Genomic DNA, 19845 nt, shown 5'->3' on the forward strand with positions numbered 1-19845 from the left:
GTTTCACCCTTCGGGCCGCTCCCGGGCGGCGACGGACGGAGGTCGAGTCGTGGTACAGGCGTACATCCTCATCCAGACCGAGGTCGGCCGCGCACGTGACGTGGCGGGTCTCATCGCGGACATCTCCGGCGTGGTACGCGTCGACGCCGTCACCGGGCCGTACGACGTGGTCGTCCTCACCGAGGCGAACACCGTCGACGAGCTCGGCAAACTCATCGTCAGCAAGGTGCAGATGGTGCCCGGCATCACCCGCACCCTCACGTGTTCGGTGGTGCGGCTGTAAGTGGACGAGATGACGACCTCCTCCTCGGCGCTGGACGACGACGGGGCGCGCGACGCGGCCGACGGGCCGTCCGAGCCGGCTGACGGTAACCGCGAGTCGACCGATCCCGCCGCCGCCGCGCCGGCCGGCCGCGATCGGACCATGCGTGGCGCGGCCCTGCTGGCCACGTTGATCGCGCTGCCGATCACGCTGCTGGTGGCCGTGCTGGCCTTCAGCAAGCTCAGCCCGGACGCGCCGGCCGCCGCGCCGACGCCCTCCGCGACCACCGCCCGGGTGCAGTCCAGCACCCCGGTGGAGATGGCCGCCCCGGCGCTGGCCACCCGCCCGGCAACTGTCTGCCGGGCCCTGCTCTCCCAGCTCCCGGCCAGCATCCGCGACCTGGCCCAGCGGCCGGTCACCGCCGGCCCGGAGCAGAACGCCGCCTACGGCGACCCCGCGCTCACAGTGGCCTGCGGCGGCACCGAGCCGGACTTCCCCAGCACCGACGAGGTCTGGACGGTCAACCGGGTCTGCTGGCACCTGGCCGAGCAGGCCGACGCGGCGGTCCTCTCCACCGTCGACCGGGAGACGCTGATCACCGTGCGCGTCCCGCGCTCGTACGAGCAGCCGTTGCAGTGGTTGCCGACGATCTCCAGCACGATCGTGGCGAGCGTGCCCTCCGGCGGCGCGATTCCGTCCGGCTGCCAACGCTGAACCCGAACCGAATCCGCCCGCACCGAGTGACCGGCACGGGCGGGGTTCGGACGGTTCAGTGCAGGCCGACGCCGCGCCGCTGGGCGGTACGGATCAGCCGGTTGACCAGCTTCGGGTACTCCAGGCCGGAGGCCGCCCACATCCGCGGGAACATCGACGTCGGGGTGAAGCCGGGCATCGTGTTGATCTCGTTGAGGTAGACGTCCAGCTCGGGAGTGACGAAGAAGTCGGCCCGGGCCAGACCAGCGCAGTCCAGTGCGGTGAACGCGCGGACCGCGTACTCCTGCACCTGGCGGGTCACCTTCTCCGGCAGGTTCGCCGGGATGTCGTACTCGCAGGAGTCGTCGAGGTACTTCGCCTCGAAGTCGTAGAAGTCGTGGTCGGCGACGACCCGCACCTCGGCCAGCACTGACGCCTCGGGCGTGCCGCCGGCCTCGCCCTCCAGCACACCGCACTCGATCTCGCGGCCGACGATCGCGGCCTCGATGATGACCTTCGGGTCGAACTGCCGGGCGGCGGCGACCGCCGCGTCCAGCTCGGCCCAGTCGGTGACCTTGCTGACGCCGAACGACGACCCGGCCCGCGACGGCTTGACGAAGACCGGCAGGCCGAGGCGCTCCTTGTCCTGCTCGCTGAGCGTCATGCCGTTGCGCAGCACGGCGTACGTGCCGACCGGGATGCCCTCGACGGCACAGAGCTTCTTGGTGAACTCCTTGTCCATCGCGGCCGCGGAGGCGAACACGTTCGCCCCGACGTAGGGGATGCCGGCCATCTCCAGCATTCCCTGGATGGTGCCGTCCTCGCCGTAGGTGCCGTGCAGCACCGGGAAGACCACGTCCACGTCGGCCAGCGCCCGGGGGCCCTCGGTCGGGTCGAGCACCATCAGTCCGTTGCCGGTGGGGTCGGCGCGCAGCACGATGTCGTCACCCGAGTCGGCGGTGATCTCCGGCAGCTGACGGGCGTTGATCGCGAGCTGGGCGGGGTCTCCGTTGGTCAGCACCCACTGGCCGGCCCGGGTGATGCCCACCGGCACCACCTCGAACTCGTCCGGGTCGAGTGCGCCGAACACGCTGCCGGCGCTGACGCAGGAGATGCCGTGCTCCGGGCTGCGGCCGCCGAAGACGATCGCCACGCGGGTCTTGCCTGGGGTGGTCACTCCGGTCACCTCTTCGTACGCGACTGCGGCTGGTCGTGCTCGCCGGTGGCGCTCACCCGGTTGACCTTACTGTGCGTGGCCGCGGGGCGAGGCGATACCCGGCGAGCCACGGCACGACACGGCAAACAGTCAGGAGAGGATATACGGTGTGTAATCGGACGGTAGCGGCGCCGCAGAGCGCTGACCTGGGGCTGCTCAGTCCCGGGAGTGCCGGCGGCCGACCGCGATCACCTTCACCCGCTGCCGGCCGGCCCGCACCATGCCCAGCGCCATGAACGCGCCGGCGATGCGGTCGGCGGCCTCCCGGCTGCTGGCGCCGACGACCTGCCGGCGCCGCTCCGGCGCCACCCGCTCGTTGCGGTTGACGCCCTCGACGGGACGCACGTCGGTGAGCACCACGAGGAAGCGGGTCATCGCACTCCGCCCGAGGGTACGGCGGGGGGCTCCGGGCGGGTTCGCACGTCGTCTCCTTCCGGCAGGCCGGGATGGAGGGGCGGCACGCGACGATCGGGTACGGGGGAGAAACCCGATCGCCGCGCGCCCCATCCCCTCCGGTCGCTCACCACCACCGTCGCCACGACAACCGGCGGTGAGGACGCCATAACAGATTGACACGTGTATAGGCGTGAATGCAACTCCCATCGACGTTCTCTCATGCAGACGTTCCCGCAAATGTATGCGACCATCGATGCATGGCCCCGAAGACCGCCCGCGCCCGCCGGCTCGGCATCGCCCTGCGCCACCACCGGGAAGCCGCCGGGCTGACGCTGGAGACCGCGGCGGATGAGATCAACAGCACCCGCAGCACCCTCTCCCGCTACGAGAACGCCCAGACCCTGATCAGCCCGGCCACCGTGCGCGCCCTGCTCACGTCGTACGGGGTGAGTGCCGAGGAGGTGGCCGCGGCGGTGCAACTCGCCAAGGACGCCCGCAAGCCCGGCTGGTGGGTGTCGTACTCCTACCTGCTGGATCCGCGCACCATCGACTTCATCGCGCTGGAGGCCGAGGCGACAGCCATCGCCAACTTCGAGCCCTCGGTGGTGCCCGGCCTGTTGCAGACCGCGGACTACATCCGTGGTGTGATGCGCGGCGGGCCGCACACCCTCGGCGACGACCTGGTGGAGCAGCGGGTCAAGATCCGACTCGACCGACAACAGCGACTCACCGCCGACCAGCCGCCCATCCTCGACGCGATCATCGACGAGGGCGCGCTGCTACGGCCGGTTGGTGACCAGTCGGTGATGAACGGGCAACTACGGCACCTGGTCAAGATGGCCGAGTTGCCGAACATCAGCGTCCAGGTGATCCCGCTCTCCGCCGGCTACCACCGGGGCACCCGGGGTTCCCTGCACATCCTCGAGTTCGCCGACCCGGAGGACCCGATCATCGCGTCGGTGGAGACCGTTGCGGGGCAGATGATCCTCGACCGCGCCGGCGAGACGCGTACCTGCACCAAGATCATGGAGCATCTCCGAAGCGTGGCGCTCAGCCCGGCGGACAGCCGCGAGATGCTCCTGTCAGTCCTGAAGGGACGGTAGGACCGATGACCCCGATGATCACAGCGGCCTTGGCCGCGGCGCGGTGGCGCAAGAGCAGCCGCAGCGGCGACGAAGGCGCCTGCGTGGAGGTGGCCGCGATCCCGCGGCTCGTTGCCGTGCGCGACTCCAAGGACCCGGCCGGCCCGGCCCTGCTGTTCCCAACAGCGGCCTGGGCCGCCTTCGCCCAGGCGCCACCGCAGCGCTGACCAGAGGTGCCGAGCCGGTGCGGGCCGAGGCCCGCACCGGCTCAGGCAACCAGCGGGCGGGGCGCTCCGGAACAACGCCCGCGCCGCCAGCCGGCGGGGCTCCGGAACAACGCCCGCACCGGCTCAGGCAACCAGCGGGCGGGACTCTTTAGCGGCGCGTAGCGCCTCCAACGCGGCGATCGCGACGCCTCGGGCACCGGCCATGTCCCGATCCGGCACCAGGGCGAAGGTGGCCACCGAGGCCTGCTCCTCGCGGAGCACCGTGTGCTCACGGACCGTTGCCAGGAACCAGTCGCGGAACTCCGGTGCCGCCTCCACCACTCCGCCGCCGACGAAGTACGCGTGCGGGTCGGTGAAGTTCGCGGCGACTGTGAACAGCCGCCCCAGCGCCATCGCCTGCTGGGTGAAGAGGTCCCGCGCGAGGGCGTCCTCGCGCTCGCCGTACCCCCGGACCAGCTTGGCCGCCCGGGCCACCGGCTCGGCCGCGAGCGGGTGGTCGGGGTACCGGGTCAGCCAGTACGGCAGCAGGTTGCGTTCGATGCCGGTCAGCGAGGCGACGCTCTCGACATCTCCGGTGAAGCCGCAGGCGCAGGTGGGCTCCTGCTGACCCGGGCCGAGCAACCCGTTCAGCGGGATGTGCACGTGGCCCAACTCCCCCGCCATCCCGGCCGCGCCGGCGATCACCCGACCGCTCTCGACCACACCGCCACCCAGGCCGGTGCCGACGATCGCGGACACCGACGAGCGGTTCATCGCGTCGGCGCCGAAGTAGACGTGGTGGGCGTAGAGCGCTGCCGCGTTGCCGTCGTTGTGATAGACCACCGGCAGCCCGAGCCGTCGCTCCAGCGCCCCTCGCACGTCGAAGCCGCGCCAGGCCGGCTGGGAGAAGTTGGTGGAGCCCCGCGACGAGATGACGCCCTCGGCGCTGGCCGGGCCGGGAGTGTCCAGCCCGACCGCCTGGACCACGTCGCGCGGCACTCCGGTCTGCGCCAGGGCCTGGTCCAGCGCCTGGGCCAACGCCTCGATCGCCGCCTCCGGCCCGGCCCGCACCTCGCTGGGGATCTCCAACAGCCCGTCCACCAGGAAGCGGCCGTCCACCGTCAGCACTGTGGCGTTGTTGCTGGTGCCGCCGTTGTCCAGCCCGACGACCACCGGCACCCCTGCGCTGCCCACCGAAACCGCCTCCCGCCGTCATGAGTGTGAGCCGAGGCTAGTGCCAACCCCCCTCCCCCGCCACGCCCGAGCGGCCACACCCTCCCCGCGATCTTGCACTTACTGTCCCGACACAAGGGACATCCCGCCCATCCCGACAACCGAAACTGCAAGATCGCGCGGGTGGGTTGGGGTGGGGGGTGGGGTGGGTGGGTCAGGGGCGGCGGGCGAACACCGCTGTGGCGTCCAGATCTTCGTCGTGGCGCGCTGTCGGCACCAGGCCGGCCGCGCTGAACGCGTTGCAGAGCGGGTCGACCTGGGTGGTGCCGGCTTCGACCACCAGGTGACCGCCGGAGGTCAGCCACCCGGCGGCCTCGGCACCGACCCGACGCAACACGGAGAGCCCGTCCGGGCCACCGTCGAGCGCCACCGGGGCCTCGTGCAGCCGCGCCTCCGGTGGCATCAGCGCGACAGCGTCGGTCGGCACGTACGGGGCGTTGGCGACCACCAGGTCCAGCCGACCCCGCCACCGCCGGGGCAGCGGCGCGAAGAGGTCGCCCTCGTACACCTCGGCGGCCAACCCGACGACGTTGCGGCGCGCACAGGCCACAGCCGCCGGATCGATGTCGGCGGCAGCCAGCCAGCGGGGCGCGAGCCGGTGCGCCAGTGCGACAGTGGTGGCCCCGGAGCCGCAGCACAGGTCGACCACGGCCGGCGCCGCGCCGGTCAGTTCGGCAGCCACCTCGACCAGCAGGGCGGTCCGGGCCCGGGGCACGAAGACGCCCTCGTCGACGGCTATCCGCAGGCCGCAGAACTCCGCCCAGCCGAGCAGGTACTCCAACGGAACGCCCGCCACCCGACGGTCGGTCAGCTCGGCCAACGCCGCCGGGCTGCCCGCGGCGGCCAGCAGCAACTCGGCCTCGTCCTCGGCATAGACGCAACCGGCGGCCCGCAACCGCCCCACCAGTGCGGCCCGGTCGGTGGGGGAAGGGAGCGCCATGGAGGCCGTCAGACCGATCCCGCCGCATCCAACGCGGCGGCGATGTCGGCCACCAGGTCCGCGGTGTCCTCCGCGCCGCAGGAGAGCCGGACGAAGCCCGCAGCGGTGTCGTCGCCCCACTGCGCCCGCCGGTCGGCGGTGGTGTGCAGGCCACCGAAGGAGGTCGCCGCCGCCACCAGCCGGGCGGCCCCGACGAATCGGCCCACCCGGTCTGCGTCGCCCAGGTCGAACGAGAGCACCCCCGGTATCCGGTGCATCTGCGCAGAGGCGACCGGGTACGCCGGGTCGTCCGGCCGCCCCGGCCACCGCAGGCCGGTCACGTCCGAGCGGCCGGCGAGCAGATCGACGACGGCGGCGGCGTTCGCGCTCTGCCGCGCCAGCCGCAGGTCGAGAGTGGCCAGTGACCGGTGGGCCAGCCAGGCGTCGAACGCGCCGGGAACCGCCCCGGTGGTGGTACGCCAGGTCGTCACCGCGTCGATCAGCTCGGCGGACCGGCTGGCCAGATAACCCAGCAGCAGGTCGGAGTGGCCGGTGAGCGCCTTCGTCCCGGAGGCGACCACCAGGTCGGCACCGAGATCCAGTGGACGCTGACCGAGCGGGGTGGCAGTGGTGTTGTCCACGGCGAGCAGCGCGCCGGCGGCGTGCGCCCGCTCGGCCAGGGCCGCCACGTCGACCACGTCGAGGCCCGGGTTGGCGGGCGTCTCCACCAGCACCAGCCGGACGCCCTCGAACGACGGATACGGCCCGACCGTCGGCGCGAACAGCACCCGGACACCGATCGTCTCCAGCACACCGGTCGCGAACGCCCGGACCGGGAAGTATCCGTCGGTGGGGAGCACCACGGTGTCCCCCGGCCGCAGCAGGGTGAGCAGCAGGCCGGTGATGGCCGCCTGACCGGTCGAGAAGACCCGGCAGTCACCGCCCTCCAACTCGCCCACCGCCGCCTCCAGCAGCCGACGGGTCGGGTTGTCGGGGCGACCGTAGCCGTTCGGTGACGTGCCCTGCCCCTCAAACGGGTCGAGGTGGTACGGCGCGGCGAAGACCGGCCCCGGCAGGAACGGGTCCCCCGGTGCCGGCTCGGGCAGGCCAGCACGTACGCAGCGGGTGCCGTCTCCCCACTCGCTCATCGGGTCCTCACTCGTACGACTCGGGTTTGGCGGTACGGCTCATCAGGGTCTCCACCGCGAGGCGCGGGTCCATGCCCTCGTGGCAGATCCGTTCGACGTGCTCGGTGATCGGCATCTCCACGCCGTGCGCCCGGGCCAGGTCGCGGATCGCCAGGCAGCTCTTCACGCCCTCGGCGGTCTGCCGGGTGGCGGTCTGGGCCTGCTCCAACGTCTCGCCCCGGCCCAGATGCTCGCCGAAGGTGCGGTTGCGGGCCAGCGGGGACGAGCAGGACGCGACCAGGTCACCCATGCCGGCGAGGCCGGCGAAGGTGATCGGGTCCGCGCCGAGCGCCACGCCCAGTCTGGCCGTCTCGGCCAGCCCACGGGTCATCAGCATGGCCCGGGTGTTGTCGCCGAAACCCATCGCGGTGGCGATGCCGTACGACAGGGCGATCACGTTCTTGACCGCCCCGCCCAGCTCACAGCCGATCACGTCGTCGTTCGTGTAGGGGCGCAGGTACGGCGTCCGGATCGACGACTGGACGAGCGTGGCGCGGGCGCTGTTCGTCCCGGCGACCACCGTCGCGGCGGGCTGCTCGGCGGCGATCTCCGGGGCCAGGTTCGGGCCGGACACGACAACCACCCGGTCCGCGGCGACCCCTGCGGTCTCCACGATGACCTCGCTCATCCGCTTGGTGGTGCCCAGCTCGATGCCCTTCATCAGCGACACCAGTGTGGAATCCGGGTGCAGGTGCCCGGCCCATTCGGCGAGGTTGCCGCGCAGGGTCTGCGACGGCACGGCCAACACCACGACCTCGGCGCCGGTGATCGCCTCGGCGGCGTCGGCGGTGGCGGTGACACGGGCCGGGAGCAGCAGGTCGGGCAGGTACTCCGGATTACGGCGCTCGGTCCGGATGCTCTCGGCGACCGGCGCCCGCCGGGCCCACACCGTCACGTCCCGCCCCGCGTCCGCGAGGATCTTGGCGAACGCGGTGCCCCAGGAACCGGCACCGAGCACCGCGACGTGACCGCTCATGCCGCGTTGTCCCGCTGCTCGCGGCCGCCGGAGGACCGGGCCGGTCGCTCCCACAGTGGCGGCGGGGTACCGCCACGGATCTCGGCGAGCATGTCCCGCAGCCGCAACATGATGGTGTCCGTCATCTCCTCGAGGGTGGCCCTTGTCGGCTGGGCGTCCGCCCACCGGCTCAGGTCGATCGGCTCCCCGGCGGCAACGGTCACCGGGATCCGGGGGCGCAGGCTGACACGGGTCGTCCGCGGGTCGAAGATCCGTTCCGGCCCCCACATCACCACCGGCACGACCGGGGCGCCGGTGGCCAGGGCCAGCCGGGCCGCACCGGTCTTGGCCTTCATCGGCCAGAGTTCCGGCTGTCGCGTGGTGGTGCCCTCAGGGTAGATCACCACCGCGCCGCCCTCGTCGAGCGCGGCGACCAGCGCGTCCAGCGAGCGGACAGCGTCCACGCTGCCCCGCTCGACCGGTATCTGCCGACACCGGTGCAGGATCCAGCCGACCACCGGCACCCGGAACACGCTGGCCTTGCCCAGGTACTGCGGCCAGCGCCCGGAGTCGTAGATGAAGTGCGCGGACACCAACGGGTCGGCGTGGGAGATGTGGTTCGCTACGATGATCATGCCGCCGTCGCCATGGAGATGCTCCTGACCACGCCAGGTACGCCGGGTCCAGACGGTCATCACCGGCTTCACCAGCCCCACGGCGAACCGTTGCCAGAACCCCAGCCTCCGCCGTGCCACTGTGCCTCCTCTTCGCGCCCCGACCCCGTCGCGAAATCCCGCCCGCGACGCCCGCAGCGGAAATCATGCCTGCTCGCCCCCGGTACGGCCAGCGAGGGGCCCGCCGTCCGGCTGGCAGGATTGCGGACGTGACTCAGCCGAGGTGGGCCGTGGTGGTGCCGGTGAAGCGGCTGGCCGTGGCGAAGAGCCGGCTGCGGGGCGCGCTGCCCGGCGTACCGCACGAGGAGTTGGCGCTGGCCCTGGCGTGCGACACGCTCCGCGCGGTGCTGGCCTGCCCGGCGGTCGCCGAGGCCCTGGTGGTGACCGACGACGCCCGGGTGGCGACGGCGGCGCGGGCCGGTGGCGCGCGGGTGCTGCCGGACGAGCCGGACGCCGGCCTGAACGCCGCGTTCCGGCACGGGGCGGCCAGCGCCGCCGGCGGGTGGGTGGCCGGGATCACGGCGGACCTGCCGGCGCTGCGCCCGGCCGAGTTGGCCGGTGCGCTGCTCGCGGCGCAGAACAGTCGACCCGGGGTACGCCGGTTCCTGCCGGACGCGCCCGGCGGGGGCACGGTGCTGCTCACCGCCGGGCCCGGCGTGCCGCTGGATCCGCGTTTCGGGGTGGGTTCGGCGGTAGCGCACGCGGCGAGCGGTGCGCTGCCACTGGAGGGTGACTGGCCCAGCCTGCGCCGGGACGTGGACACCGCAGCGGACCTGGTCGCCGCCGCCCGGCTCGGGCTGGGGCCGCGCACTGCCGCGCTGGTGGCCGCCGGTCGCCCCGCCCGCGCCGCAGGCTGAGCCGCCCGGTGGGCTGAGCCCGCGCCGCCGGGTGAACCGCCGGGTGTACGGTGCCAGCATGCAGGGCACTGTGGCCAGCTACGACGCGGCGACGCGCAGCGGTGTCTTGCTGCTCGACGACGGCACCGAGGTGCGTTTCCCCGCGCGGGCCTTCGACGCCTCCGGGCTGCGGCTTCTCCGCCTCGGGCAGCGGGTTCGCATCGACACGGATCCCGACGGCGAGGTTGTCCGGGTGACATTGCCGACGATGATCTGACCCGGCGAGCCCAAGTTCATTTTGCGTTTACCGTAATCGGGTGATTATGAGCGGGTGAGCACCCCTCGCGAGCAACCGGCCCACCCGCCCGCCACCGACCTCCGCAACGGCTCCCGTACCCGCGGCACCGATGGGCGCTTCCGCCCGTCACGCGCTGAACGTGCCGGTGCCGCCCGCGCCGACACGCTCGCCGACGATCCCGGTGCCGCCTCCTCCGGGCTGGACGAGGTCATCGACCCCGCTCCGAAGGTCGCAGCGGACGAACCGGCCGCCGGTGACGTCCACCCGGTCCTGCCCGACGACCTGCCGACAGGCGCCGCAACGGAGGACGACGACGAGCCTCCGGCGGCCCCGCCGCTGCCCGAGGACCGGTTCCTCAACCGGGAGCTCTCCTGGCTCGACTTCAACGCCCGGGTGCTCACCCTGGCCGAGGACCAACGCACCCCGCTGCTGGAGCGGGCCAAGTTCCTGGCCATCTTCGCCAGCAACCTCGACGAGTTCTACATGGTGCGCATCGCCGGGCTGAAGCGGCGGCTCTCCGCCGGCCTGCCGGTGCGCGGCGGGGATCGGCTTCCCCTGCGTACGCAGTTGGAGCTGATCGCGGAGCGGACCGCCGCGCTGGGTGCCCGGCACGCCGCCTGCTTCGTCGACGACGTGCTGCCCAAGCTGGCCGACGAGGGTATCCGCATCCTGCGCTGGGGCGAGCTGGGCGACGGCGAGCGGGAGCGGCTGCGCACCTACTTCCGGGAGCACATCTTTCCGGTGCTGACCCCGCTCGCGGTGGACCCGGCGCACCCGTTCCCGTACATCTCGGGGCGGTCGCTGAACCTGGCGGTGGCGGTTCGTGACCCGGACGGCGGTTCGGAGCTGTTCGCCCGGGTGAAGGTGCCCAACAACGTCCCCCGCTTCGTCCGGGTGGACCGGGACCAGCCGGGCGTCCGGATGTTGCCGGTGGAGGACCTGATCTCGGTGCACCTGGGGCAGCTGTTCAGTGGCATGCAGGTGGTCGAGTGCCACCTGTTCCGGGTCACCCGCAACGCCGAGGTGGAGGTCGACGAGGACCGCGACGAGGACCTGCTCCAGGCCCTGGAACGGGAGCTGGCCCGACGGCGATTCGGTCCGCCGGTCCGCCTGGAGGTCGCCGCGTCCATCTCCGACCACATGTTGGAGCTGCTCGTCCGCGAGCTGGACATGGACGACCAGGACGTACTGCGGGTGCCGGGCCTGCTCGACCTGTCCGCGCTGTGGCAGGTCTACGGCGAGGCGGACCGGCCGGACCTGAAGGACCCGCCGTTCGTGCCGGCCACCCATCCCCGCCTCGCCGAGGGCGAGGTGCCGCGCAGCGTCTTCTCCACCCTGCGCGACGGGGACATCCTGGTGCACCACCCGTACCACTCGTTCGCGACCAGCGTGCAGCGCTTCATCGAGCAGGCCGCCGCCGACCCGAACGTGCTGGCCATCAAGCAGACCCTCTACCGGACCAGCGGCGACTCACCGATCGTCGACGCGCTCGTCGACGCGGCCGCCGCCGGCAAGCAGGTGGTGGTGCTGGTCGAGGTGAAGGCCCGCTTCGACGAGGTGGCCAACATCGGCTGGGCCCGCACGCTGGAACGCGCCGGCTGCCACGTGGTGTACGGCCTGGTCGGCTTGAAGACGCACTGCAAGACCGCGCTGGTGGTCCGGCAGGAGGGCAACCAGATCCGTCGCTACTGCCACATCGGCACCGGCAACTACCACCCGAAGACGGCCCGACTGTACGAGGACTTCGGCATGCTCACCGCCGACCCGGAGATCGGCGCCGACCTCACCGACCTGTTCAACGTGCTCACCGGGTACAGCCGGCAGACCGCGTACCGGCGGTTGCTGGTCGCCCCGCAGGGCATCCGCAGCGGCCTCATCGAGCGGATCGAGCGGGAGATCTCGCACGTCCGCCTGGGCATGCCCGGCCTGGTCCAGTTCAAGGTCAACTCCCTGGTCGACGAGGGGGTGACCGACGCGCTGTACCGCGCCTCCCAGGCCGGCGTCCACGTCGACCTGCTCATCCGGGGCATGTGCACGCTGCGCCCGGGGGTGCCGGGGCTGTCGGAGAACATCAGGGTCCGTTCGATCCTCGGCCGGTTCCTGGAACACTCCCGGGTCTTCCGGTTCGGCAACAACGGTGAAGCCGAGTTCTGGATGGGCTCGGCGGACCTCATGCACCGCAACCTGGACCGGCGGGTGGAGGCGCTGGTGCAGGTGAGCGACCCGATCGCCCGCGCCGAGTTGGACCATGTGCTCACCGCCGCGATGAGCCCCGAAGTGGACGCGTTCGAGCTGGCCGGCGACGGGACCTGGACCCGGCGTACCGGCGGTGACAACGCCCCCCGGGCCCATCTGCAGGAACTGCTGCTGCGCCGCGTCGGTGGCACGGCCAGCTGACCGCGCAGCGCATAGGCTGAGCTGATGGTCGAGGAGGAGCAGAAGTACGAGGTGGACGACGCCTACGTGCTGCCGGACCTGACCGGCACGGCCCCGGCCGGCGGTCGGGTCCGGGCACTGCCACCGGTGACGCTTGTCGCCCGCTACCTCGACACCGTCGACCTGCGGCTGGCCCGGGCCGGTGCCTCGCTGCGCCACCGCCGGGGCGACGAGCTGCCCTGGACTGTGAAACTGCCGACCGGGACGCCTGGCGTCCGGCACGAGATCTCCCGTGCCGGGCCGAAGGGGCAGCCGCCTCCGGAGCTGGTGGAGCTGGTCACCGTCCTGCACCGGGGTGCGCCGCTGGCCCCGGTGACGGTGGTGCGGACGGTGCGGCACGCGTACGAGGTGTGTGACCGGGGCGGCGCCGTCCTCGCCGAGGTGGTGGACGACCGGGTGACGGTGCTCGACGACTCCGGCAGCACCACCGACACGTTCCGCGAGGTGGAGGTGGAGCTGAAGGCCGGCGACCGGAAGCTGCTCGACCGGGTCGGCGGGGTGCTGCGCGAGGCTGGCGCCCGGGGCGGGTCGTTCACGCCCAAGCACGTACGGGCGCTGGGCGAGACGGCGCAGGCCGATCCGGACCTGGTCGCGCCGGCCGGGCTGACCGCCGAGCCGAGCGCCGGTGACGTGGTGACCGAGGCGCTACGCAAGGAGATCCGCCGGCTGGTGGCGCACGACCCGCTGGTCCGGCTGCGCGCCCCGGCCGCCGGTGGCGACACCGCGGTGCATCAGATGCGGGTGGCCTGCCGACGTCTGCGCAGTGATCTGCGCACCTTCAAACCGTTGCTGCGAAAGACCTGGTCCCGCCCGCTGCGTACCGAGCTGCGCTGGTTGGCCGACGTGCTCGGAGCGGCCCGCGACGCCGAGGTGCTGCGCGCACGGCTGCGCCGTACCGCCGACGCCGATCCGCTGAGCCCGCTCGACCGGGGCGCGGTGGACCGGCTCGACGAGGTGCTCGCCGAACGGCAGCGGCGGGCGCTCACCGCCATCGACGAGATGCTGCGCTCCGCGCGCTACCTGGCCCTGGTGGACTCCCTGGTGCTGGCCGCCCGCGCGCCCCGGTTCACCCGCCGGGCGGCAGCGCCCGCCGGGCAGGCGCTACCCGCGCTGGTGGCCCGCCCCTGGCGGCGGTTGACCGGGCCGCACGGCGTCGGCGGGCTCGACGCGCAGTCGCCGGACGACCGCTGGCACGCCGTCCGCAAGGAGGCCAAGCAGGCCCGGTACGCGGTCAACGCGGTGGCCTCGACGGTCGGCACTGGCGCACGACGGCTGTCCCGCGCACTCGCCGGCGTGCAGGACGTGCTCGGCGAGCACCAGGACGCGGCGGTGGCGGCGGACACCTGGTTGGAAATCGCCGCCGAGCGACCGGACGACCACCAGCTGGCCGTCACCGCCGGGCGGCTGGCCGAGCGGGAACGCCTGTCGGTACGCCGGATGCGGGGTCTCCTCCCGGCTGCCTGGCACCGGGCCACCCGTCGACGGCGTACCAGTTGGCTGCCGTGACGGGCATCCGGGCGGCCGGCGGGGTGGCCTGGCGGCCGACCGACGACGGCGTACACGTCTGCGTGGTGCACCGCCCCCGCTACGGCGACTGGACGCTGCCGAAGGGCAAGCTGGAGCCGGGCGAGCACGCGCTGGCCGCGGCGGTTCGTGAGGTGGCCGAGGAGGCCGACGTGCGGGGTGTGCCGCAGGTGCGGCTGCCGTCGGTGCGGTACCGCAGCGAGGGGCAACCCAAGCTGGTCGACTACTGGTCGATGCTCGCGGTGGCCAGCGGTGGTTTCCAACCGAACACCGAGGTGGACGACATCCGCTGGCTCGCGGTGGACGACGCGATCCGGTTGGTCAGCTACCCGCACGACGCCGAGGTGTTGGCGGCGTTCGCGGCGCTGGAGTCGGTCACGGCGACTGTCGCGCTGGTCCGGCACGCGCACGCCGGTAAGCGGGCCACCTGGTCCGGTCCGGACGTCGGGCGGCCCCTGGACGCCGAGGGGTGGGCCCAGGCGAGCATGCTGGCCGAGCTGATCGCCCTGATCCGACCGGCCCGACTGGTGTCGGCGTCACCGCGACGGTGCGTGCAGACACTCGACCCGGCCGCCGCGTTGCTCGACCTGCCGATCGAGGTCTGCGGCGACCTGGACGAGCCACAACCCGGCCAGCAGAGCGACGAGCAGATCCTGGCCACCGCCGCCCGACTGCTGGAGCTGGCCGGCGCCGGTGGGCAGTCGGCGGTGTGCAGCCAGGGCAAGGTCCTGCCGGGTGCCCTGGAGCGGCTGACCGGCCGCACCGATGAGGACTTCACCACCCCGAAGGGCGGCGGGTGGCTGCTCGCCTTCGCCGCCGACCGGCTGCTCGCCGCCGACCGGCTGTAGGGCCCGCGTTCACACGGACCCGGCCTGGTCAGCGGGGCGGCAGGGTCACTGTCACAGTGACCGGCAGGTGGTCGCTGGCGGTGCTGCGCGGCGCGACCGGATCGCCGGGGGTCAGGCCGGGCGAGACGAAGATGTGGTCGATCTGCTGGCGCGGGTCGTCCGCCGGGCTGGTCGCCAGTGGTCGGGCGGCGGCCAACGCGTCGACCAGGCCGGCCTTGGTGAACTGGGCGAACGCCTCGTCGCCCGGCTCGGTGTTCAGGTCACCCGCCACCACCAACGGCCGACCGGCGGCGTACCGGGTGGCGAAGTCGGCGACCGCGCGTGCCTGGACCACCGGGCCCTTGCCGGGCGGCGGTTGCAGGTGGGTGCTGACCACTGCGGTACTGACACCGTCGCCGAGATCCAGCGTGACAGCGAGGGCCTGCGCTCCGGTGGGCGCGCCGACGGCGGCCAGCGGCAGGGTCCGCGGATCGCGTACCGGCCAACGGCTGAGGACCGCGTCACCCCAGACCGGGTCGGCGGCCGGCCCGAAAACGTACGGCATGGCGAGCCGGTCGGCCAGCAGGTCCAGGGTGTCGTGCCCGCCGTTGAGCAGCCACGCCCGGTCCACCTCGCTGAGCAGCACCACGTCGGGCCGTTGCCGGTCGACGACCTGGGCGAGGCCGGTCAGGTCGAACCGGCCGTCCAGCCCGAACCCCATCCGGATGTTGTACGCCACCACCGTCAACCGTTGCGGTGGGCCGTCGCGGTTGCTGGCCACCGGCACCTCGTCGGCGAGCACCGGTGCCAGCACTGCCAGCGCGGTGACCGCGGCGGCGGCCCGGAGCGGCGGAAACGGCCCGGGAAGCCGGTGGACGGCGGGCCGGGCGGTGAACGCCACCGCGGCGATCAGCACGGCCACCACCACCGGCACGGCCGCGTTGGGGTAGCCGAGGTCGTAGGCCGAGTAGTAGCCGACAGCACCGAGCGCGAAGACGAGCATCCCGGTGGCGACCGCGTACCCCCGGTGGGAGGCGCTGGTGCCACCAGCGGTGTCGGCGCTCGCGGCGTCGTTCGCAGGCTGGCTCGTGTCGTCGGTCAGCGCGAGGCAGGCGCCGAGGCCGACAGCGGCGAGGAGGATCGCCGGCAGGAGCAGGTCGCCCCGGTCGAGGGCGAACAGCACCGCGCCGCCGAGCAGTGCCACCGGGCCGTACGCCCGGCCCCACCCAGTGGGCGGCCGGGTCAACGCGGCGCACAGGAACCCGGCGACCGCCACCGGCACCGGCGCCAGGCCGAACAGCGGCGAACGAGCCACCCCGTCCCCGGCGACCAGGTACGACATTCCGGTTCGGGCCAGCGCCGGGGAGAGCGCCACCATTCCGGCCAGCAGCAGCGCCGGCCCGGCCAGCAGCCAGGCTCGGCCACCACCAGGGCCGGCAGCGGCGTCAGCGGGGCCGACAGGGCCGGCAGCGGCGTCAGCGGGGGCGTGCCCTGCACCGCCGCGCTGGCCAGGTTGCGCCGTGCCGGCCAGGAACACCGCCACCGCGACGGCGCTGAGCAGCCAGGCCACCCAGTCACCCCGCCAGACCAGGTCGACGGTGTCCAGAACCGCGTGCACCGCCGCGTTGACGGCGAATCCCAACGCCAGCCCCGGGACCGGTCGGTCGGTGTCGGCGGCGACGCCGACCAGCCAGACCAGCCCGGCGAGCAACCCGGCGGTGGCCAACCAGAGCTGCGTACGCCCGCCGGGACCGGCGGTGAGCGCGAGCCGCGCGACGGCGAGCGCGACGGCGGCGACGACAGTGACCGGGCGGGCTCCGACTCGGCGGACCACTGCGGGTGCGCCCATCGCGAGCACGAACCAGCCGAGGGCGAACGCCCCCATCAGCTCGGCCGGGGTGGACGCCGCCTGACCGAAGATGGTGATGATGCCGGGCAGCCAGACCCGCAGCACGTCGATGAGGAGGAGCACGCCCAGCGCGAGCGTTCCGGTGGTGAGCTGGCGGTAGCGCACCGGCGCCCCATTTCCCGTCGACGGGCCGGCCCAGGGGTGGCCGGCACGGCGATTCTGCGCGAGCGAGCCAACCCGGTCAACGGTCCCGGTACGCCGAAGAGCCGTCCCGGCACGCCGAAAGGGCGCCCACCCACTGGTGGACGCCCTTGCGGTTTCGGGTCGGTCAGCGCTTGCTGGCCGCCTTCTTGGCCGGAGCCTTCTTCGCCGGCGCCTTCTTGGCCGCCGTGCTCTTGCTCGCCGCCGCGGTGGTCTTCTTCGCCGCGGTCGACCGGGTCGCGGCGGTGGTCTTCTTCGCCGCGGTGGTCTTCTTGCTGGCAGCCGTCTTGGTCGCCGTGGTGGTCTTGCTCGCCTTGGCCGGGGCGGTCTTCTTGCTGGCGGCCGTCTTGGTCGCCGTGGTGGTCTTGCTCGCCTTGGCCGGGGCGGTCTTCTTGCTGGCCGCCTTGGCAGTGGTCGCCTTGGTGCCCGCCGCCTTGGCGGTGGCCGCCTTGGTGCCGGTCGCCTTGGTGCCCGCCGCCTTGGCCGTGGCGGTGCTGGTGGCGGTCTTCTTCGTCGCCACCGTGGCCTTCGGCACCTTGCCGCTGGCCACCATCTCCTTGAACCCGGCGCCGGGGCGGAAGGTCGGGACTGACGTCTTCTTGACCTTCACCGCCTCGCCGGTACGCGGGTTGCGCGCTGTTCGCGCGCCACGCACACGCTTTTCGAACGCTCCGAATCCGGTGATCGCCACCTTCTCGCCCTTGGTGACCGCCGCCTGGACCTCGGTGAGGACCGCGTCGAGCGCGGCCGTCGCCATCTTCCGGTCCCCCAGGCGAACGGCGAGCGCCTCGATGAGCTCGGCCTTGTTCACGACTTCCTCCCGATTGTGCAACTGACTCGTCGCGAGCCATTCTGCGCGCACGGTATGCCCTGTGCTGCCGGGACACAAACATTCGGTAGAAAAAAGCCCTTGTGTCGTAACGGATTCACCCCCACCGGTTGGACCGATGGGGGTGAAATCCGCTGTGCGAGCGGCCTAACGGCTATGCCACGGAGGGCAGGAACGGCAGTCGGCGCGCCTCGTAGGAGTCGATGTCGGCGGCGTGGCGGAGGGTGAGTCCAATGTCGTCGAGGCCTTCCAGGAGCCGCCAACGGCTGAAGTCGTCCAGCGGGAATGACCAGCTCGCGTCCCCCGCCCGGAGCTGGCGGGCGGTCAGGTCGACTGTCACAGCAGTGGTGGGATCCGCCTCGACCAGGTCCCACAACTCTTCGACGGCTTTCAATTCCAACTCGACCGGCAACAGACCTTCCTTGAGGGCGTTGCCGCGGAAGATGTCACCGAAGCGCGGGGCCACCACGGCACGGAAGCCCCAGTCCCGTAGCGCCCAGACGGCGTGCTCCCGGGATGAGCCGGTGCCGAACTCCGGGCCGGCGATGAGGATCGACGCCCCGGAATAGTTTTCATCGTTGAGCACGAATGTCGGGTCTTCCCGCCAGGCGCTGAACAGCCCGTCGGCAAAGCCCGTCCGGGTCACCCGCTTGAGGTACACGGCGGGGATGATCTGATCGGTGTCCACGTTGGACCGGCGCAGCGGCACGGCCGTGCCGGTGTGGGTGGTGAACTTGTCCATCTCGTCGGTCCCTTCTACAGGTCGGCGGGGGCGGCCAGCCGGCCGACCACTGCGGTGGCGGCGGCCACCGGCGGGGAGACCAGGTGGGTACGTCCACCCCGGCCCTGACGGCCCTCGAAGTTGCGGTTCGAGGTGGAGGCGGAGCGCTCGCCCGGCTTCAGCGTGTCGGGGTTCATCCCCAGACACATGGAGCAGCCGGCGAACCGCCATTCGGCCCCGGCGTCGGCGAAGACCTTGTCCAGACCCTCGGCCTCGGCGGCCTCGCGTACGGCGGCGGAGCCGGGCACCACGAGCATCCGGACGCCGTCGGCGACCCGGTGCCCACGCAGCACGTCAGCGGCGGCCCGTAGGTCCTCCAGGCGGCCGTTGGTGCAGGACCCCACGAAGACGACGTCGATGGGCAGCTCCCGCAGCGGGGTGCCGGGGCGCAGGTCCATGTACTCCAGGGCCCGGCGGGCGGCGGTGCGCTCCGAGTCGGTGGTGAACTCCTCAGGGTCCGGCACCGGGGCGCTCAGCGGCGCACCCTGCCCGGGGTTGGTGCCCCAGGTGACGAAGGGGGTGATCTGGCTGGCGTCCAGGGTCACCTCGGCGTCGAAGCGCGCGCCCTCGTCGGTGGGCAGCGTCCGCCACCACGCCACCGCCGCGTCCCAGTCCGCGCCCTGCGGCGCGTTCGGTCGACCCTTGAGGTACGCGAAGGTGGTCTCGTCCGGCGCGATCATGCCGGCCTTGGCACCCCACTCGATGGACATGTTGGCGATGGTCATCCGCCCCTCCATGGAGAGGGCGCGGATCGCCTCGCCGCGGTACTCGACGATGTGCCCGCGACCTCCACCGGTGCCGACCTGCGTGATCAGCGCGAGCACCAGGTCCTTGGCGGTCACGCCGGGCGCGAGGCGACCGGTGACGTTCACCGCCATCGTCTTCGGCCGGCTCTGCGGCAGCGTCTGGGTGGCCAGGACGTGCTCCACCTCGCTGGTGCCGATGCCGAAGGCGAGCGCGCCGAAGGCGCCGTGGGTGGCGGTGTGCGAATCGCCACAGACGATCGTCAGGCCCGGCTGGGTGAGGCCGAGCTGCGGGCCGATCACGTGCACGATGCCCTGGTTGTCGTCGCCGAGCGGGTGCAGTCGCACCCCGAACTCGGCGCAGTTGCGGCGCAACGTCTCGATCTGCGTACGCGACGTGGGGTCCGCGATGGTGAGCAGGTCACCACGGCGGAGGCGGAACGCCGGGTCGGCGTACCCGGTAGGGGTGTTGTGGTCCTCGGTCGCGAGGGTCAGGTCGGTACGACGCACCCGGCGTCCGGCGAGCCGCAGCCCGTCGAAGGCCTGCGGGCTGGTCACCTCGTGCAGCAGGTGCAGGTCGATGAAGAGCAGGTCCGGCTCACCGGCGGCGGACCGTACGACGTGCGCGTCCCAGACCTTCTCGGCCAGGGTCCTCGGCTCAGGAGTGACTCCCACCATCTGGACATCCTAAATTCTGG

19 protein-coding genes and 1 pseudogene are annotated in these 19845 nt (G+C 72.6%); 9 read left to right on the top strand and 11 right to left on the bottom strand.

Features of this window, described 5'->3' with window-relative positions:
* Nucleotides 1-49 precede the first annotated feature (49 nt).
* Both AB0B94_RS08010 and AB0B94_RS08015 read left to right on the top strand, forming a co-directional pair.
* Nucleotides 50-283: an Lrp/AsnC ligand binding domain-containing protein gene (locus AB0B94_RS08010; protein WP_030335303.1), complete on the top strand. Its 234-nt coding sequence runs from the start codon at nucleotides 50-52 to the stop codon at nucleotides 281-283.
* Nucleotides 284-976 (top strand): DUF3515 family protein, encoded by a 693-nt coding sequence (locus tag AB0B94_RS08015; protein WP_357270000.1) that lies wholly within the window; start codon nucleotides 284-286, stop codon nucleotides 974-976.
* 55 nt (nucleotides 977-1031) lie between these two features.
* On the opposite strand, the gene AB0B94_RS08020 is transcribed toward AB0B94_RS08015, so the two are convergent.
* Both AB0B94_RS08020 and AB0B94_RS08025 read right to left on the bottom strand, forming a co-directional pair.
* Nucleotides 1032-2132: a D-alanine--D-alanine ligase family protein gene (locus AB0B94_RS08020; protein WP_091393084.1), complete on the bottom strand. Its 1101-nt coding sequence runs from the start codon at nucleotides 2130-2132 to the stop codon at nucleotides 1032-1034.
* 195 nt (nucleotides 2133-2327) lie between these two features.
* A complete protein-coding gene (locus AB0B94_RS08025; RefSeq protein ID WP_030335309.1) occupies nucleotides 2328-2546 on the bottom strand; it encodes a hypothetical protein in 219 nt (72 codons plus the stop codon).
* Between the two features lie 278 nt (nucleotides 2547-2824).
* On the opposite strand from AB0B94_RS08025, the gene AB0B94_RS08030 reads away from it, so the two are divergent.
* Together AB0B94_RS08030 and AB0B94_RS08035 are read left to right on the top strand one after the other, a co-directional pair.
* Nucleotides 2825-3670 (top strand): helix-turn-helix transcriptional regulator, encoded by an 846-nt coding sequence (locus tag AB0B94_RS08030; RefSeq protein WP_091393087.1) that lies wholly within the window; start codon nucleotides 2825-2827, stop codon nucleotides 3668-3670.
* Between the two features lie 5 nt (nucleotides 3671-3675).
* The gene (locus tag AB0B94_RS08035; protein WP_112582016.1) at nucleotides 3676-3876 is read left to right on the top strand and encodes a DUF397 domain-containing protein; all 201 of its coding nucleotides are present in this window, start codon (nucleotides 3676-3678) and stop codon (nucleotides 3874-3876) included.
* A gap of 123 nt (nucleotides 3877-3999) precedes the next feature.
* Here the strand turns inward: AB0B94_RS08035 and AB0B94_RS08040 are convergent, their stop codons facing one another.
* The 5 genes from AB0B94_RS08040 to AB0B94_RS08060 all read right to left on the bottom strand — a co-directional run bounded on the left by AB0B94_RS08040 (nucleotide 4000) and on the right by AB0B94_RS08060 (nucleotide 8904).
* On the bottom strand, nucleotides 4000-5049 hold the full coding sequence (locus tag AB0B94_RS08040) for an ROK family protein (RefSeq protein ID WP_357270004.1): 1050 nt from the start codon (nucleotides 5047-5049) through the stop codon (nucleotides 4000-4002).
* A gap of 193 nt (nucleotides 5050-5242) precedes the next feature.
* Nucleotides 5243-6028 carry a putative protein N(5)-glutamine methyltransferase gene (locus tag AB0B94_RS08045; RefSeq protein ID WP_357270007.1) on the bottom strand — a complete coding sequence of 262 codons (786 nt, stop codon included), beginning with the start codon at nucleotides 6026-6028 and terminating at the stop codon, nucleotides 5243-5245.
* An 8-nt stretch (nucleotides 6029-6036) separates the two neighbouring features.
* Nucleotides 6037-7155: a cystathionine gamma-lyase gene (locus AB0B94_RS08050; RefSeq protein WP_357270010.1), complete on the bottom strand. Its 1119-nt coding sequence runs from the start codon at nucleotides 7153-7155 to the stop codon at nucleotides 6037-6039.
* A gap of 7 nt (nucleotides 7156-7162) precedes the next feature.
* Nucleotides 7163-8170 carry an NAD(P)H-dependent glycerol-3-phosphate dehydrogenase gene (locus AB0B94_RS08055; protein ID WP_210786417.1) on the bottom strand — a complete coding sequence of 336 codons (1008 nt, stop codon included), beginning with the start codon at nucleotides 8168-8170 and terminating at the stop codon, nucleotides 7163-7165.
* Nucleotides 8167-8904, bottom strand: coding sequence for a lysophospholipid acyltransferase family protein (locus tag AB0B94_RS08060; protein WP_357270013.1), 738 nt, complete (start codon nucleotides 8902-8904; stop codon nucleotides 8167-8169). The genes AB0B94_RS08055 and AB0B94_RS08060 overlap by 4 nt, the downstream gene beginning before the upstream one ends.
* Before the next feature lie 128 nt (nucleotides 8905-9032).
* Between AB0B94_RS08060 and cofC the strand changes: the two genes are divergently transcribed.
* From cofC to AB0B94_RS08085, 5 genes and pseudogenes are all read left to right on the top strand, one after another.
* Nucleotides 9033-9680: a 2-phospho-L-lactate guanylyltransferase gene (cofC, locus tag AB0B94_RS08065; RefSeq protein ID WP_357270016.1), complete on the top strand. Its 648-nt coding sequence runs from the start codon at nucleotides 9033-9035 to the stop codon at nucleotides 9678-9680.
* Between the two features lie 58 nt (nucleotides 9681-9738).
* A complete protein-coding gene (locus AB0B94_RS08070; protein WP_357270019.1) occupies nucleotides 9739-9936 on the top strand; it encodes a cold-shock protein in 198 nt (65 codons plus the stop codon).
* A 105-nt stretch (nucleotides 9937-10041) separates the two neighbouring features.
* Nucleotides 10042-12354, top strand: a pseudogene (locus tag AB0B94_RS08075) (RNA degradosome polyphosphate kinase); the annotation flags it as partial.
* 24 nt (nucleotides 12355-12378) lie between these two features.
* A complete protein-coding gene (locus AB0B94_RS08080) occupies nucleotides 12379-13899 on the top strand; it encodes a CYTH and CHAD domain-containing protein (protein WP_357270021.1) in 1521 nt (506 codons plus the stop codon).
* Nucleotides 13887-14765 (top strand): NUDIX hydrolase, encoded by an 879-nt coding sequence (locus tag AB0B94_RS08085; RefSeq protein ID WP_357270024.1) that lies wholly within the window; start codon nucleotides 13887-13889, stop codon nucleotides 14763-14765. Before AB0B94_RS08080 ends, AB0B94_RS08085 begins: the two co-directional genes overlap by 13 nt.
* Before the next feature lie 28 nt (nucleotides 14766-14793).
* On the opposite strand, the gene AB0B94_RS08090 is transcribed toward AB0B94_RS08085, so the two are convergent.
* The 4 genes from AB0B94_RS08090 to leuC form a co-directional block, all read right to left on the bottom strand.
* On the bottom strand, nucleotides 14794-16758 hold the full coding sequence (locus AB0B94_RS08090) for an endonuclease/exonuclease/phosphatase family protein (protein WP_357270027.1): 1965 nt from the start codon (nucleotides 16756-16758) through the stop codon (nucleotides 14794-14796).
* Nucleotides 16759-16921: 163 nt separating this feature from the next.
* On the bottom strand, nucleotides 16922-17605 hold the full coding sequence (locus tag AB0B94_RS08095) for an HU family DNA-binding protein (protein ID WP_357270030.1): 684 nt from the start codon (nucleotides 17603-17605) through the stop codon (nucleotides 16922-16924).
* A gap of 172 nt (nucleotides 17606-17777) precedes the next feature.
* Nucleotides 17778-18365, bottom strand: coding sequence for a 3-isopropylmalate dehydratase small subunit (gene leuD, locus AB0B94_RS08100; protein WP_238671054.1), 588 nt, complete (start codon nucleotides 18363-18365; stop codon nucleotides 17778-17780).
* 14 nt (nucleotides 18366-18379) lie between these two features.
* Entirely contained in the window at nucleotides 18380-19825 is a 1446-nt protein-coding gene (leuC, locus tag AB0B94_RS08105) for a 3-isopropylmalate dehydratase large subunit (RefSeq protein ID WP_279516866.1), read from the bottom strand.
* Between the last annotated feature and the right edge of the window lie 20 nt (nucleotides 19826-19845).

Origin of the sequence: Micromonospora sp. NPDC048986, from assembly GCF_040649335.1 — a bacterium.
GTDB classification, from domain to species: domain Bacteria; phylum Actinomycetota; class Actinomycetes; order Mycobacteriales; family Micromonosporaceae; genus Micromonospora; species Micromonospora alfalfae.